Genomic DNA, 15,088 nt, shown 5'->3' with positions numbered 1-15,088 from the left:
ACAACGCGGCCGGGTTTTTCATTGGCGGGATGGTGGTCCAACCGCCAAACAGTCTGACCAACGCAAGAGTTTATTAGAAAGGGCGGCACCTGATCTCTTGCGGAGCCCCGGAGGCGCAGGCCGCCTCAAACCGGTGCTCCAACTTCCGAGGTCTTGACTTAGGGCAGCGTCCGGCCCGCGGGGGTGATCAGGCTTCTCGGAAATCGTCCAGTGGACGATTTCGCCTGATCACGGGCGGAGCCCCGGGGCGCAGGCCGCCTCGAACCGGTGCACCAACTTCCGAGGTCTTAACTTAGGGCAGCGCCGGCCCGCGGGGTGGCGCACAAGCGCCGCCCCAGGGGGGCGGGCCGGCGCTGCCCGGCGCAAACGCCGGGCGGGACTTCTGTCTATCGAAGCACCCTCAGTTGTGCGGCGTCTTCGCCTGCCGCGCCTTGGCCCGCCGGATACCCAGCTGGCGTTCCCGCAGGATGATGATCAACCCGGCAAAGACGATCAGCGAGGCCCCGAACAGCATCTGGCCGGTCGGCACCTCGGCAAAGATGAAATAGCCGATCAGGATCGCGAACAGCATCGAGGCATAGTCGAAAGGTGCCACGAGGCTGGCATCGGCAAAGCGGTACGACGAGGTCAGGAAAATCTGCCCCACCCCGCCGATCACCCCGCAGGCCACCAGCGCCACGGCCTGCACCGGCGTCGGCATCGCCCAGCCGAAGGGCACCGTCAGCAGCGCCATTAGGGTCGAGGTGCAGCTGAACCAGAACACGATGGCCGAGACCTCCTCGGTCTGGACCATCTTGCGGATGAAGATCTGCGCCAGCGCGCCGCAGACCGCGCCCAGCAGCACGATCACCGCGCCCACGGCTTCCATCGTCTTGACCGTCTCACCGCCAAGCGAGGTCACGCGCGGGGCCAGAACGATCATCACCCCGGTCAGACCCAGGGCCACCGCCCCGATCCGGAACAGCCCGACCCGTTCGTCCAGGAACATCGCGGCAAAGACCACCACCAGCAGCGGCATGGCATAGGTCAGGGCCGTCACCTCGGGCAGGGGCAGGAAGGCAAGGCCGCCGAACATCATCCCCATGGCACAGGTTCCGATAAAGCCCCGCCAGACATGGTCCATCGGCCGCGCCACCTTCAGCCCGGTGCGCAGATCTCCGCGCATGGCCAGCCAGGCCACGATCACCGGCAGGGCGAACAGCGATCGGAAGAACACCGCCTCGCCGGCCGGGATGTCCTTGGACACCCATTTCACAAGCGATTGCATGACGATGAAGCACATCACCGCGATCAGTTTATAGGTGATACCGCGTAGGGGTTGCATGGGGCCGTCCTTGTCGTTCCGCCCCACCCATCACCCCAAAACATCGTAACGTCAATTGGAAGCGCGGCCTTGCATTTCCGCCCGATCGCTGGCGTTTATGCGCACAACGCAAAGCGACCGGAGGATGTCATGTACGAAGCCAACCACCTGTGCAGCCTGCTGGCGCGTCACGCTGTCCTGACCCCCGATCACATCTTTGCCTATCGGCCGGGCCTGCCGAACGTCACCTATGCGGATCTGTTCAACGGCGCCGAACGCATGGCCAGCGCCCTTGCGGCCCAGGGGCTTGAACCCGGCGACCGCGTGGCCGTCCAGGTCGACAAAAGCATCGAGGCCATCCAGCTGTATATCGGCACCGTCATGGCGGGGGGCATCTTCCTGCCGCTCAACACCGCCTATACCGGGGCCGAGGTCGCCTATTTCCTGGGCGACGCCACGCCCCGCATCGTCGTCTGCGACCCTGCCCGCGAAGGCGAAATCGCGCCCCTGTCGCAGGCCCGCACCCTGACCCTTGCAGGCGACGGCAGCGGCACGCTGATCGACGCCCTGCCCGCAGAGGCCGGGTTTGACGCCGTGCCCCGCGAAGAAGGCGACCTGGCCGCGATCCTCTATACCTCGGGGACGACGGGCCGGTCCAAGGGCGCGATGCTGAGCCATGGCAACCTTGCGTCGAATTCGGAAACCCTGCGCGAATACTGGCGTTTCACCCGTGACGACGTGCTGATCCATGCGCTGCCGATCTTCCACACCCACGGGCTGTTCGTGGCGACCAACGTCTCGCTGTTTGCCGGGGCATCCACCTTCTTCCTGGCGAAGTTCGACCCCGACGCGATCATCAGCGCGCTGCCGTCCTCGACCGCGATGATGGGCGTGCCGACCTTCTACACCCGCCTGCTGGACGATCCGCGCCTGACGCCCGACCTGGCTTCGAACATGCGGCTGTTTATCTCGGGCTCTGCCCCGATGCTGGTGGATACCCATGAAAAATGGCTCGCCCGCACCGGCCACCACGTGCTGGAACGCTACGGCATGACCGAAACCAACATGTCGACCTCGAACCCCTACGAGGGCGAACGTCGCATGGGCACCGTCGGCTTCCCCCTGCCCGGCGTCGAACTGCGCATCATGGACGACGGAAAAGAGGTCGCGACCGATGAGATCGGCGTGATCGAGGTGCGCGGTCCGAACGTCTTTCAGGGCTACTGGCAGATGCCGGAAAAGACCGCGGAAGAGCTGCGTGAAGACGGCTGGTTCATCACCGGCGATCTCGCCACCCGCGACGCCGAGGGCTATGTCACCATCGTCGGCCGGTCCAAGGACCTGATCATCACCGGCGGCTTCAACGTCTACCCGAAGGAAATCGAAGGGCTGATCGATGACATTCCCGGCGTGGTCGAAAGCGCCGTGATCGGCGTGCCCCACCCCGATTTCGGAGAGGCCGTCGTTGCCGTGATCGTCCCGCAGGGCGACCCCGATCCGGGCGGCATCCGCGACGTGCTGACCCGCGACCTGGCCAAGTTCAAGCAACCGAAAGAGCTGATCTTCGTCGACGCCCTGCCCCGGAACACCATGGGCAAGGTGCAGAAGAAACAGCTGCGCGAAGACTACGCGGCGCTGTTCACCGCATAAGGCCTCAGCTGGTCGAGGGTGCCTTGGCCAGCTTCTTCCACAGCCCGTGTGCCCGGCCGATCAGATCGTCCCCGGCAAAGACCTCGCCTTCCATGAAGGCCAGCGACCGGGTTTCCTTGACGATCCTCGGGCGGCAGACGACGAACTGTCCGATCTTGGCCGCGCCCAGGAAGTCATAGCTGAAGTTCACCGTGGCCACCGGGTTGTTGTCATGCGCGGCCCGGGCGATCCGCCCCAACCCGCGATCGGCCAGGGTCATCAGCATGCCGCCCTGCACCACGCCATTGATATTGCGGTGCTGGTCCTGCGCCCGAAACCCGATCCACTGCGGCGCATCCTCCATGTCGCGGGCAAACATCGGACCCACGTGGCCGATGAACCCGTCGTCCTGAACCATGCGCCAGCTGGTGTCGGGGGCAAGGGCCTGGATCTGATCTGGGGTCGCCGGCATTTCTGTCATGGTTTTCATCCTGTTGTCGCGCCGCGAAGCCCTAGCACGGCCAGACACCCGGCAGGAAGCCGCACAATCCCCTTGCGATTCGCCCCGGACGGGCCTATATCGCCTTCAACAGCGGCGTGTCGGGCCAACGGTCAGACGCTCCACCGGATGCATCGACGGGCCGCGCGCCCGTTTTTTTGTACCCGGAGATCATGTCCCCCATGGACCTTATCGCCAAGACCGCCATCGACCGCCGCCTGGCCGAGATCGTGATGCCCATCGTCGAGGACATGGGCTTTGAACTCGTCCGGCTGCGCCTGATGGGCGGACAGACCAAGACCCTGCAGATCATGGCCGAACGCCCCGAGGGCGGCATCGAGGTCGATGAATGCGCCGATATTTCCAACGCCGTCAGCGCCGTTCTGGACGTCGAGGATCCGGTGACGGATCCCTACACGCTGGAAGTCTCCTCGCCCGGCATCGACCGCCCGCTGACCCGGCTGAAAGATTTCGACACCTATGAAGGCTATGAAGCCAAGGTGGAGACCGCTGAACTGATCGACGGTCGCAAACGCTTCAAAGGCGTGCTTGCGGGTGTCGAGGGGGACGAGGTGCTGATCAATATCGAAGAAGGCACCGTAGGACTTCATTTCGACTGGCTGGCAGATGCCAAGCTGGTCCTCACCGACGATCTCATCAAGGAAATGCTGCGGGCCCGGAAGGCCTCGGGCGACCTTGATGAAAGCCAGTTTGACGAGATCGAGACAGAGACAGGTTCCCAGGAGGACTGATACCATGGCGATTACCTCTGCCAACCAGCTTGAACTGCTCCAGACCGCCGAGGCGGTCGCGCGCGAGAAGATGATCGACCCCGGTCTGGTCGTCGAAGCGATGGAAGAATCCCTCGCCCGGGCGGCCAAGTCCCGCTACGGCGCGGAGATGGACATCCGCGTCAAGATCGACCGCAAGACCGGCCGCGCGACCTTTACCCGCGTCCGCACCGTGGTCGAGGACGAAGAGCTTGAGAACTACCAGGCCGAGATGACCGTCCAGCAGGCCAAGCAGTACATGGCCGATCCGCAGGTCGGTGACACCTTTGTCGAAGAGGTTCCCCCCGTCGACATGGGCCGGATCGCCGCGCAATCGGCCAAGCAGGTCATCCTGCAGAAGGTCCGCGAAGCGGAACGCGATCGCCAGTACGAGGAATTCAAGGACCGCGCCGGCACGATCATCAACGGTGTCGTCAAGCGTGAAGAATACGGCAACGTCATCGTCGACGTGGGTGCCGGCGAAGGCATCCTGCGCCGCAACGAAAAGATCGGCCGCGAAAGCTATCGCCCGAACGACCGCATCCGCTGCTACGTCAAGGACGTGCGCCGCGAACAGCGTGGCCCGCAGATCTTCCTGTCGCGCACCGATCCGCAGTTCATGGCCGAGCTGTTCAAGATGGAAGTGCCCGAAATCTACGAAGGCATCATCGAAATCAAGGCCGTCGCCCGTGACCCCGGGTCGCGCGCCAAGATCGCCGTGATCTCCTATGACGGCTCGATCGACCCGGTCGGTGCCTGTGTGGGTATGCGCGGCAGCCGCGTGCAGGCCGTCGTGAACGAACTGCAGGGCGAAAAGATCGACATCATCCCCTGGAACGAAGACCAGCCGACCTTCCTGGTGAACGCGCTGCAGCCCGCAGAAGTCACCAAGGTGGTTCTGGACGAAGAAGCCGAGCGGATCGAGGTCGTCGTCCCCGAAGAGCAGCTGTCGCTTGCCATCGGTCGCCGCGGTCAGAACGTGCGCCTGGCGTCGCAGCTGACCAACCTCGACATCGACATCATGACCGAGGAAGAAGAATCGGCCCGCCGTCAGAAGGAATTCGAAGAGCGCACGAAGCTCTTCATGGATGCCCTCGACGTCGACGAATTCTTTGCCCAGCTTCTGGTCTCGGAAGGCTTCACCAACCTGGAAGAAGTCGCCTATGTCGAACTGGACGAACTGCTGGTCATCGACGGTGTCGACGAAGACACCGCCGGCGAGTTGCAGGCCCGTGCCCGCGACGTGCTGGAAGCCCAGGCCAAGGCGGCCCTGGACCGGGCCCGTGAACTGGGTGCCGAGGACAGCCTTATTGAATTCGAAGGCCTGACACCCCAGATGATCCAGGCGCTGGCCGAGGACGACATCAAGACGCTGGAAGACTTCGCGACCTGCGCCGACTGGGAACTTGCCGGTGGCTGGACCACGGTCGACGGCGAGCGCACCAAGGACGACGGCATTCTCGAACCCTTCGAAGTGTCGCTGGAAGAAGCCCAGAACATGGTCATGAACGCTCGTGTCATGCTGGGTTGGGTCGATCCGGCCGAACTCGAAGCCGAAGAAGCATCTGAAGAAGTGGAGGTTCAGGCAGACGCCTGAACCTGACCCGAACGGGAGACGCCGCAAATGTCGCGAGGCGGCCAAGCGAAAGACAGGTCCGACGGGCCGGAACGGAAATGCATCGCCACCGGCGAGGCACAGCCCAAGCATGGGATGATCCGTTTCGTCGTCGGGCCCGACAACATGATTGTCCCCGACCTCATGGAAAAGCTTCCGGGTCGTGGGATCTGGGTTTCGTCCGACCGGACGGCGCTGGACACCGCGGTGGCGAAGAAACTTTTCGCCCGCGCGGCCAAGCAGCCCGTCACCCTGCCCGAAGATCTGACCGGGCTGGTCGAAACCGCATTGGTGAACCGCGTCACCAGCCTTCTGGCGATGGCGCGGAAGTCCGGCGATGCCGTCGCCGGATACGAGAAGGTGAAGGACTGGCTTTCCAAGGATTATGCCGACGTGCTGATCCAGGCGAGCGACGGATCCGAGCGGGGCAAGAACAAATTGTCCACGCCATATGAGGGCAGTTTCATCGGCTGGCTCACCTCGAATGAGCTGGGGTTGGCCTTTGGACGTGAAACTGTCATACACGCCGCCTTAGGAACTGGCGGTCTGAGCAAAAGAGTTGTAGAGGAAGCCGCAAGGCTAAGAGGCTTGCGTGCCTGATGGCGGCGGGGAGGGCCCCGCCCGAAAGGATTAAAGAACCACATGAGTGACAACGACGGCAAAAAGACTTTGGGTGTTCGTGGCGGCGGTCCCCGTGCGGGGAATGTCAAGCAAAGCTTCAGCCACGGCCGGACCAAGAACGTCGTGGTGGAAACCAAACGCAAACGCGTTGTGGTGCCCAAGCCCGGTGCCTCGGGCAAATCCGCATCCGGCGGATCCATCGGCGACCCCTCGAAACGTCCCGCCGGGATCACCGACGCGGAAATGGAACGTCGCCTGAAGGCCGTTCAGGCCGCCCAGGCCCGCGCTTCGGAAGAAGCGGCAGCCCGCGCCGCCGAGGAAAAGGCCCGCGAGGAAGAACGCGAACGCCGTCGTGAAGAGGCCGAACAGAAGGCCCGCGAGGAAAAGGAACGCGAAGAGGCTCTGAAGGCGAAAGCCGAAGAAGAAGAGCGTCAGAAGCGCGAAGCCGAGGAAGCCGCCAAGCGCGCGGCCGCCCAGGCTGCGGCCCCTGCCCCGCAGGAGGACAACGCCCGTGCGCCCAAGCAGGCCCCGCGTGGCGGTGCCGGTGGTGGTGGCGGCGGTGCTGCCGACCGTCCCGGTCGCAACGACAACCGCAACAACGACCGTGACGATCGCGGTGGCCGCGGCAAGGGCCGCGACGATGGCCGCCGTTCCGGCAAGCTGACGCTGAACCAGGCGCTGACCGGTGGCGAAGGCGGCCGTCAGAAGTCCATGGCCGCGATGAAGCGGAAACAGGAACGTGCACGCCAGAAAGCCATGGGCGGCCCCGTCCAGCGCGAAAAGGTCGTGCGTGACGTTCAGGTCCCCGAGGCGATCATGGTCGGCGAACTGGCCAACCGTATGGCCGAACGCGTTGGTGATGTGGTCAAGGCGCTCATGCAGATGGGCATGATGGTCACGCAGAACCAGACGATCGACGCCGATACCGCCGAACTCATCATCGAGGAATTCGGCCACAACATGATCCGCGTCTCGGATTCCGACGTCGAAGACGTCATCAAGGAAGTCGAAGACAAGGAAGAAGACCTCAAGCCGCGCGCCCCGGTCATCACGATCATGGGCCACGTCGACCACGGCAAGACTTCGCTTCTGGATGCGATCCGGAACGCAAAGGTCGTCGCGGGCGAAGCCGGCGGCATCACCCAGCACATCGGCGCCTACCAGGTTGTCACCGATGGCGGGCAGACGCTGACCTTCCTCGACACGCCCGGCCACGCGGCCTTCACCTCGATGCGGGCCCGTGGCGCGCAGGTGACGGACATCGTGGTCCTTGTGGTTGCCGCGGACGATTCGGTCATGCCGCAGACGATCGAGGCGATCAATCACGCCAAGGCCGCCGGTGTTCCGATGATCGTGGCGATCAACAAGGTCGACAAACCGGCCGCCGACGCCAACAAGGTCCGGACCGAGCTTCTGCAGCACGAAGTGATCGTGGAACAGATGTCCGGTGAAGTGCAGGACGTCGAGGTCTCGGCCCACACCGGGCAGGGTCTGGACGAACTTCTGGACGCCATCGCGCTTCAGGCCGAGATCCTGGAACTGAAAGCCAACCCCGATCGCGCCGCCCAGGGTGCCGTGATCGAGGCGCAGCTGGACGTCGGCCGTGGCCCCGTGGCCACCGTTCTGGTCCAGTCCGGCACGCTGCGTCAGGGCGATGTCTTCGTCGTGGGCGAGCAGTACGGTAAGGTCCGTGCGCTTGTGAACGACAAGGGCGAGCGCGTGAAAGAAGCCGGCCCCTCGGTTCCGGTCGAGGTGCTTGGCCTGAACGGCACGCCCGAGGCCGGTGACGTCCTGAACGTGACCGAAACCGAAGCCCAGGCCCGCGAAATCGCGGAATACCGCGAAAAGGCCGCCAAGGACAAACGTGCCGCTGCAGGTGCAGCAACGACCCTTGAGCAGCTGATGCAGAAGGCCAAGGAAGACGAAAACGTCACCGAGATGCCCATCCTGGTCAAAGCCGACGTGCAGGGTTCTGCCGAGGCGATTGTTCAGGCTATGGAAAAAATCGGCAACGACGAAGTCCGCGTCCGCGTGCTGCACGCCGGCGTTGGTGCGATCACCGAATCCGATGTCGGCCTGGCCGAAGCCTCGGGATCCCCGGTCTTCGGCTTCAACGTCCGGGCCAACGCGCCCGCACGGAACGCCGCCAACCAGAAGGGCGTGGAGATCCGGTACTACTCGGTCATCTATGACCTTGTGGATGACGTCAAAGCCGCCGCATCTGGCCTGCTGTCCGCAGAGATCCGCGAGAAGTTCATCGGCTACGCGAACATCAAAGAGGTGTTCAAGGTCACCGGAGTTGGCAAGGTTGCCGGCTGTCTGGTCACCGAGGGCGTCGCCCGCCGGTCCGCCGGTGTGCGTCTGCTGCGCGACGACGTGGTGATCCACGAAGGCACGCTGAAGACCCTCAAGCGCTTCAAGGACGAGGTGGCCGAAGTCATCTCGGGCCAGGAATGCGGTATGGCCTTTGAAAACTATGATGATATCCGCCCCGGCGATGTCATCGAGATCTTCGAGCGGGAAGAGATCGAGCGTACGCTCTGATCCCCCTGCCCTGATCGTCCCCCAACCGGGGACCACGCAAAAGAAAACGCGCCGCTTCCCAGCGGCGCGTTTTTCATTGGGCGTCATGCGTCAAGGCTGGCAGGTCGCGCAGGTATGGTCCACGGGGCCCCATCCCGGACCAAGTGCGCAAACAGAAACGGACGCCCGCTAGGGACGCCCGTACAACGATAAACCTGGGAGTTTTTCGTTACGCAGCAGCTGCGCCGCTGACCGGTTGACCACGGAAAATCTGGTTGCCAACACGGACTTCGACACGACCGTCAGCGGTAGTACCGACATAAGTTCCCTGTACCGACACGCAGGAACCAACTGTGATAGTCTTAAGCATAGTAATCCTCTCCCCACAAAAAGATTGTTTCCAGTAGTACACCAAAAACAGGGTTGACGCTACTCGCAGTTGATTAATTTATGATCGAATAATGAATTTTTTCTGAACTTAAATGTATCAGATGCCTTTTTGTAACACAGTTTTGTTGCGCCGCACCGCAGAATATTGCAGTGCAGCACAGATTTTCCGATGTTACAACCAGTCCCGGAGAATCGGTATCAGCGGGATGTCCGCGGGCGGCATGGGATAGTCGCGCAGCTTGTTCGGCCGCACCCAATCCAGCACCTGACCTTCCTTCGGCTGCGGCACGCCCTCCCATTTGCGGCAGGCAAAGACCGGCATCAGCAAGTGGAAATCGTCATAGGCGTGCGATGCGAAGGTCAAAGGCGCCAGGCAGGAGTTCCAGGTCTCGATCCCCAGCTCTTCGCGCAATTCGCGCACCAATGCCGCCTCGGGGCTTTCCCCGGCTTCGACCTTGCCGCCGGGAAATTCCCAAAGACCCGCCATCGACTTGCCTTCCGGGCGCTGCGCCAGCAGCACCCGTCCGTCACGGTCGATCAGGGCCACGGCCGAAACCAGGACAACCTTGGTCACGACCGGTAATCCGCGTTGATCGAGATGTAGCCATGGGTCAGGTCGCAGGTCCAGACGGTGGCCGTGCCGCCGCCCAGGCCCAGATCGACACGGATGTCGATGTTCTCGCCCTTCATATGGGCTGCGCAGGCCTCTTCGCTGTAGCTTTCCGCGCGCCAGCCCTTGTCGGCGACAAGGTTGTCCCCGAACCAGATCGACAGCAGGTCACGATCCGCCGCCGCGCCGGATTTGCCCACGGCCATGACGATGCGGCCCCAGTTCGGGTCCTCACCGGCGATCGCGGTCTTCACCAGCGGCGAATTGGCGATCGACATGGCGTGCGTCCGCGCATCGGCGTCGGACTTCGCCCCGCCGACGTGGATCTGCACGAATTTCGTCGCGCCTTCGCCGTCGCGCACCACCTGGTGCGCCAGGTCCAGCATCACGTCGCGCAGCGCGTCGATGAAGCCCGTGTTGGCCTCTGTCACCCGCACGCCCGAAGCCCCCGTCGCCGCGCACAGCAGCGTGTCCGAGGTCGAGGTGTCGCTGTCCACGGTGATGCAGTTGAAGGTCAGGTCGGAATTCGCCGAGACCATGGATTGCAGCACGGACCGTTCGATGGCGGCATCGGTGAAGATGTAGACCAGCATCGTCGCCATGTCGGGCGCGATCATGCCCGAGCCCTTGGCAATCCCGGCGATCTTCACGGTCTGGCCGTCGATCTCGACTTCGGCGCTGGCCCCCTTGGGGTAGGTGTCCGTGGTCATGATCGCGCGGGCAGCGGCAGCGATGCCGCCCCTGTCCAGCTTGCCCGCCAGCTCATCCAGCTTGGCGGTGATCCGGTCGTGCGGCAGCGGTTCGCCGATCACCCCGGTCGAAGACGAGAAGACGCGCGCCTCCTCGATGCCCAGGGCCTGGGCCGTGGCCGCGGTGATCCGCGACACGGATTCGCGACCGTTCTTGCCGGTAAAAGCGTTGGAGTTGCCCGAGTTCACGATGATCGCCGCGCCACCCGCGACGTCGCCACCGATCTTGTCCTGGCAGTCCAGCACCGGGGCCGACCGTGTGGCCGACCGGGTGAACACCCCCGCAACCGCCGTACCGGGCGCAAGCTTGGCCAGCATCACGTCGGTCCGGTTCTTGTATTTCACCCCTGCCTCGGCGGTGGCGAATTCGACGCCCCCGATTTCGGGCAGGTCGGGAAAGGCGGCGGGCGCCAGCGGGGAAAGAGGGGGTGTTCCGCCCATGGGGTCACTCCAGAATGTCGATGTTGCTCAAGGCTGCGGGATCGACGCCTTCGGCCCCGCTCTTGTCGACATTCGCTTTTTCGACCAGCGCGTCAATATGTGCTTTGACGACCTCCTGCTCGACCTGGGCCTGCAGCTCGTCGCGGACGGTGTCCAGCGCCGGCGCTTCCTTCATGCGGGTTTCCGACAGCAGGATCACGTGCCAGCCGAACTGCGTCTGCACCGGGGCCGAGATGTCGCCGGCTTCCATCGCCACAACCGCCTCTTCGAAGGGGGCGACCATCATGCCCTTGCCGAACCAGCCCAGATCACCGCCATTCGGACCCGAGGGACCGGTGGATTTCTCTTTCGCGACGGCCGCGAAATCGGCACCGCCTTCAAGCTCTTCGACGATGGCCTTCGCCTCGTCCTCGGTTTCGACCAGGATATGGGCGGCCTTGAACTCCATCTCGGGTTCGGCATTGCCATAGGTGTCCTGATAGGCCTTCTCGATGGCGGCATCGGTCACGGCGGCGTCCAGCACGCGGCTGACGGCCTCGGCGGCCATCATCGCGCGTTCCTCGTTCTCAAGCGCCATTTCGACGCGACGCGGGCGGTCGCCGTCAAAGCTGTCCTGCAGCGCGGTCTGCTGGATCAGCTGTTCCAGGATGCCCTCGAACAGGATCGCATCGGGCAGCTGGGCGTATTGCGGCGGCAGCGATTGGCGGACCAGGATCATGTGACCCAGGGTGATCTCTTTGCCGTCGACGATGGCCACGACGGTGTCGGCGCTGGCCGGGGTGGTTTCGGTGGCAGCCGCGGCATCCGCACCCGTGGCAGCGGTATCCTGCGCCAGAACCGGAGAGGAAATGGCGAAAGCCAGGGCAATCGCGGCGACTTGGATCAATCGTTGCGTCATATCAGTACCTTTGATGGGCCGCGTCGGTGCGCGGCGTTGACAGGGTAGGGGTCGCCCCTTACATCGCCATATGGCTTTTAGGGGCCAAATGGCTTTGCGGGACCCCGCTTGGCACCAGTTCTATGGTCAGCCGTAGGGCGGTACAAGCAACCCGCTGACACATCGCCAACACATCGACGTCAACAATCGAAACGGAATTGATCATGCTGGGAATGGGCACACTTGCCAAAAAGGTCTTCGGAACGCCGAACGACCGCAAGGTAAAGGCAACCCGGAAGATCATCCAACAGATCAACGATCTGGAACCCGAGTTCGAGAAGCTGAGCGATGAAGGTCTGAAGGAAAAGACCGAAGCGCTGGCAATGCGCGCGATGGAGGGCGAAAGCCTGGATGCCCTGCTGCCCGAAGCCTTCGCAAACTGCCGCGAGGCCGCCAAGCGCGCGCTTGGCCTGCGCGCCTTCGACACGCAGCTGATGGGCGGGGTCTTCCTGCACCAGGGAAATATCTCGGAAATGAAGACGGGCGAGGGCAAGACCCTTGTCGCCACCTTCCCCGCCTACCTGAACGCCCTGACCGGCAAGGGCGTGCACGTGGTTACCGTCAACGATTACCTGGCCAAGCGGGACGCCGAATGGATGTCCAAGGTCTTCGGCGCGCTTGGCCTGACCACCGGCGTGATCTATCCGCAGCAGCCCGCGGCCGAGAAGAAAGCCGCCTATGGCTGTGACGTGACCTATGCCACGAACAACGAACTGGGCTTCGACTACCTGCGCGACAACATGAAATCGGAACTCACCGAGATGTTCCAGCGCGGCCACAACTTCGCCATCGTGGACGAGGTCGACAGCATCCTGATCGACGAGGCGCGGACGCCGCTGATCATCTCGGGCCCGGCCCAGGACCGCAGCGATCTGTACACCGCCATCGACAAGCTGATCCCGGAACTGACCGACGATCACTTCACCCTGGACGAAAAGCAGCGTCAGGTGACCTTCACCGACGACGGCAACGAATTCCTGGAACAGCAGCTGCACGCCCGTGGCCTCCTGCCCGAGGATCAGTCGCTCTATGATCCGGAATCGACCACCGTCGTGCACCACGTGAACCAGGCCCTGCGCGCCCACAAGATGTTCCAGCGCGACAAGGACTACATCGTCCGCAATGGCGAAGTCGTGCTGATCGACGAATTCACCGGCCGCATGATGGCCGGCCGCCGCATGTCGGAAGGCCTGCACCAGGCGATCGAGGCCAAGGAAGGCGTCGACATCCAGCCCGAGAACGTGACCCTGGCCCAGGTGACCTTCCAGAACTACTTCCGCCTCTACGACAAGCTGTCGGGCATGACCGGCACCGCCGCCACCGAGGCCGAGGAATTCCAGGAAATCTATGGCCTGGGCGTGGTCGAGGTTCCGACCAACCGCCCCATTGCCCGGATCGACGACGACGACGCCGTCTATCGCACCGCGCAGGAAAAATTCGCCGCCATCGTCGAGACGATCAAGGAAGCCCATGCCAAGGGTCAGCCCACGCTGGTCGGCACCACCTCGATCGAGAAGTCGGAATTCCTGTCCGACATGCTGACGAAGGCCGGTGTGCCGCACAACGTCCTGAACGCCCGCCAGCACGAACAAGAGGCGCAGATCGTCGCCGATGCCGGCAAGCTGGGCGCGGTGACCATCGCCACCAACATGGCGGGCCGTGGCACCGACATCAAACTGGGCGGCAACGTCGAGTTCAAGATCATGGAGGCGATCGCCGCCAACCCCGAGGCCGATCCCGAAGAGATCCGTGAAAAGATCGAAAAGGCCCATGACGAAGACGAGCAGAAGGTGAAAGACGCCGGCGGTCTGTTTGTTCTGGCCACCGAACGCCACGAATCGCGCCGGATCGACAACCAGCTGCGCGGCCGCTCGGGCCGTCAGGGGGATCCGGGCCGTTCGTCCTTCTTCCTGTCGCTGGAAGACGACCTGATGCGCATCTTCGGGTCGGAACGGCTGGACAAGGTGCTGTCCTCGCTTGGCATGAAGGACGGTGAGGCGATCGTGCACCCCTGGGTGAACAAGTCGCTGGAACGCGCCCAGGCCAAGGTCGAAGGCCGCAACTTCGACATGCGCAAGAACGTGCTGAAGTTCGACGACGTGATGAACGAACAGCGCAAGATCATCTTCAAGCAGCGCATGGAGATCATGGAAGCCAAGGACCTGTCCGAGATCGTGGCCGACATGCGGTCGCAGGTCATCGACGATCTGGTCGCGACCTACATCCCGCCGAAGACCTACGCCGAACAATGGGACGGTGAGGGGCTTTATGCCGCCGTCATCGAGAACCTGAACATCGACGTGCCCGTGATCGAATGGGTCGCCGAGGAAGGCGTCGACGACGAGGTGATCGCCGAACGTCTGGACGACGAGGCCGACAAGGCCATGGCTGCCAAGGCCACCGCCTTCGGCCCCGAGAACATGCGCTCGATCGAGAAGCAGGTGCTGCTGCAGACCATCGACAGCAAGTGGCGCGAACATCTTCTGACGCTGGAACACCTGCGGTCGGTCGTGGGCTTCCGCGGCTATGCGCAGCGTGACCCGCTGAACGAATACAAGACCGAGGCCTTCCAGCTGTTCCAGTCGATGCTGGACAGCCTGCGCGAAGAGGTCACCAAGACCCTGGGCCGCGTCCGCCCCCTGACCGAAGAGGAACAGCGCCAGCAGATGGCGATGATCCAGGCCCAGCTGCAAAAGGAAGGCATGCTGCCCCAGGCCGCGGCCGAGACCGCCGAAGGTGCCGCACCGCAGGGTGACGCGCCCGCCGCCCCGGCCGCCCCCGCTCCTGATCAGCAGACCGCCGAGGCCCCTGGTGCCGCCGTCGAGGGCTTTGACGAAAACGACCCCACCACCTGGGGCAACCCGACGCGCAACAGCCCATGCCCCTGCGGCTCGGGCAAGAAGTTCAAACATTGCCACGGCGCGATGGTCTGACCTGATCTTCTGACAAGATCCCTTCGAACGATCTTCTGATCCGGGCCCGCCACGCGGCCCGGATCATT

At 63.5% G+C, this 15,088-nt stretch carries 11 protein-coding genes; 6 read left to right on the top strand and 5 right to left on the bottom strand.

Annotation, left to right across the window (positions count from 1 at the left end):
• Positions 1-400 precede the first annotated feature (400 nt).
• Entirely contained in the window at positions 401-1,324 is a 924-nt protein-coding gene (locus BMX99_RS07375; RefSeq protein WP_093449487.1) for a DMT family transporter, read from the bottom strand.
• A 129-nt stretch (positions 1,325-1,453) separates the two neighbouring features.
• Here BMX99_RS07375 and BMX99_RS07370 point away from each other — a divergent pair, with 129 nt between their 5' ends.
• On the top strand, positions 1,454-2,953 hold the full coding sequence (locus BMX99_RS07370; protein ID WP_093449485.1) for a malonate--CoA ligase: 1,500 nt from the start codon (positions 1,454-1,456) through the stop codon (positions 2,951-2,953).
• A gap of 4 nt (positions 2,954-2,957) precedes the next feature.
• Here BMX99_RS07370 and BMX99_RS07365 read toward each other — a convergent pair whose 3' ends face one another.
• Entirely contained in the window at positions 2,958-3,413 is a 456-nt protein-coding gene (locus BMX99_RS07365; RefSeq protein ID WP_170848676.1) for a PaaI family thioesterase, read from the bottom strand.
• A 200-nt stretch (positions 3,414-3,613) separates the two neighbouring features.
• On the opposite strand from BMX99_RS07365, the gene rimP reads away from it, so the two are divergent.
• From rimP to infB, 4 genes are read left to right on the top strand one after another with little or no spacing between them, the layout of a single operon-like run.
• The gene (rimP, locus tag BMX99_RS07360) at positions 3,614-4,183 is read left to right on the top strand and encodes a ribosome maturation factor RimP (RefSeq protein ID WP_093451180.1); all 570 of its coding nucleotides are present in this window, start codon (positions 3,614-3,616) and stop codon (positions 4,181-4,183) included.
• 4 nt (positions 4,184-4,187) lie between these two features.
• Positions 4,188-5,798: a transcription termination factor NusA gene (nusA, locus tag BMX99_RS07355; protein WP_093449479.1), complete on the top strand. Its 1,611-nt coding sequence runs from the start codon at positions 4,188-4,190 to the stop codon at positions 5,796-5,798.
• Between the two features lie 27 nt (positions 5,799-5,825).
• Positions 5,826-6,416, top strand: a complete 591-nt coding sequence (locus BMX99_RS07350; RefSeq protein WP_093449476.1) for an RNA-binding protein — start codon at positions 5,826-5,828, stop codon at positions 6,414-6,416.
• A 42-nt stretch (positions 6,417-6,458) separates the two neighbouring features.
• A complete protein-coding gene (gene infB, locus BMX99_RS07345) occupies positions 6,459-8,981 on the top strand; it encodes a translation initiation factor IF-2 (RefSeq protein WP_093449474.1) in 2,523 nt (840 codons plus the stop codon).
• A 541-nt stretch (positions 8,982-9,522) separates the two neighbouring features.
• On the opposite strand, the gene mutT is transcribed toward infB, so the two are convergent.
• Genes mutT through BMX99_RS07325 form a run of 3 tightly spaced genes read right to left on the bottom strand, consistent with a single transcriptional unit; the run spans position 9,523 to position 12,048 of the window.
• Complete coding sequence (gene mutT / locus BMX99_RS07335; RefSeq protein ID WP_093449469.1) at positions 9,523-9,924, bottom strand: 8-oxo-dGTP diphosphatase MutT; 402 nt, start codon at positions 9,922-9,924, stop codon at positions 9,523-9,525.
• Entirely contained in the window at positions 9,921-11,150 is a 1,230-nt protein-coding gene (gene argJ, locus BMX99_RS07330) for a bifunctional glutamate N-acetyltransferase/amino-acid acetyltransferase ArgJ (RefSeq protein ID WP_093449466.1), read from the bottom strand. Before argJ ends, mutT begins: the two co-directional genes overlap by 4 nt.
• Before the next feature lie 4 nt (positions 11,151-11,154).
• Positions 11,155-12,048, bottom strand: a complete 894-nt coding sequence (locus BMX99_RS07325) for a peptidylprolyl isomerase (RefSeq protein WP_093449463.1) — start codon at positions 12,046-12,048, stop codon at positions 11,155-11,157.
• A 203-nt stretch (positions 12,049-12,251) separates the two neighbouring features.
• Here BMX99_RS07325 and secA point away from each other — a divergent pair, with 203 nt between their 5' ends.
• Positions 12,252-15,020: a preprotein translocase subunit SecA gene (gene secA, locus BMX99_RS07320; RefSeq protein ID WP_093449460.1), complete on the top strand. Its 2,769-nt coding sequence runs from the start codon at positions 12,252-12,254 to the stop codon at positions 15,018-15,020.
• Positions 15,021-15,088: the final 68 nt, after the last annotated feature.

The sequence above is a fragment of the Pseudooceanicola nitratireducens genome, from assembly GCF_900109195.1.
Taxonomy (GTDB): Bacteria; Pseudomonadota; Alphaproteobacteria; order Rhodobacterales; family Rhodobacteraceae; genus Pseudooceanicola; species Pseudooceanicola nitratireducens.
The sequence above is the reverse complement of the archived record's forward strand: the minus strand, read 5'-3'. Positions and strand labels throughout refer to the sequence as shown.

Excerpts from the sequence above, each read along its gene's own strand:
- BMX99_RS07375 (WP_093449487.1), bottom strand. The coding sequence starts at position 1,324 with ATGCAACCCCTACGCGGTATCACCTATAAACTGATCGCGGTGATGTGC.
- BMX99_RS07370 (WP_093449485.1), top strand. The coding sequence starts at position 1,454 with ATGTACGAAGCCAACCACCTGTGCAGCCTGCTGGCGCGTCACGCTGTC.
- BMX99_RS07365 (WP_170848676.1), bottom strand. The coding sequence starts at position 3,413 with ATGACAGAAATGCCGGCGACCCCAGATCAGATCCAGGCCCTTGCCCCC.
- rimP (WP_093451180.1), top strand. The coding sequence starts at position 3,614 with ATGGACCTTATCGCCAAGACCGCCATCGACCGCCGCCTGGCCGAGATC.
- nusA (WP_093449479.1), top strand. The coding sequence starts at position 4,188 with ATGGCGATTACCTCTGCCAACCAGCTTGAACTGCTCCAGACCGCCGAG.
- BMX99_RS07350 (WP_093449476.1), top strand. The coding sequence starts at position 5,826 with ATGTCGCGAGGCGGCCAAGCGAAAGACAGGTCCGACGGGCCGGAACGG.
- infB (WP_093449474.1), top strand. The coding sequence starts at position 6,459 with ATGAGTGACAACGACGGCAAAAAGACTTTGGGTGTTCGTGGCGGCGGT.
- argJ (WP_093449466.1), bottom strand. The coding sequence starts at position 11,150 with ATGGGCGGAACACCCCCTCTTTCCCCGCTGGCGCCCGCCGCCTTTCCC.
- BMX99_RS07325 (WP_093449463.1), bottom strand. The coding sequence starts at position 12,048 with ATGACGCAACGATTGATCCAAGTCGCCGCGATTGCCCTGGCTTTCGCC.
- secA (WP_093449460.1), top strand. The coding sequence starts at position 12,252 with ATGCTGGGAATGGGCACACTTGCCAAAAAGGTCTTCGGAACGCCGAAC.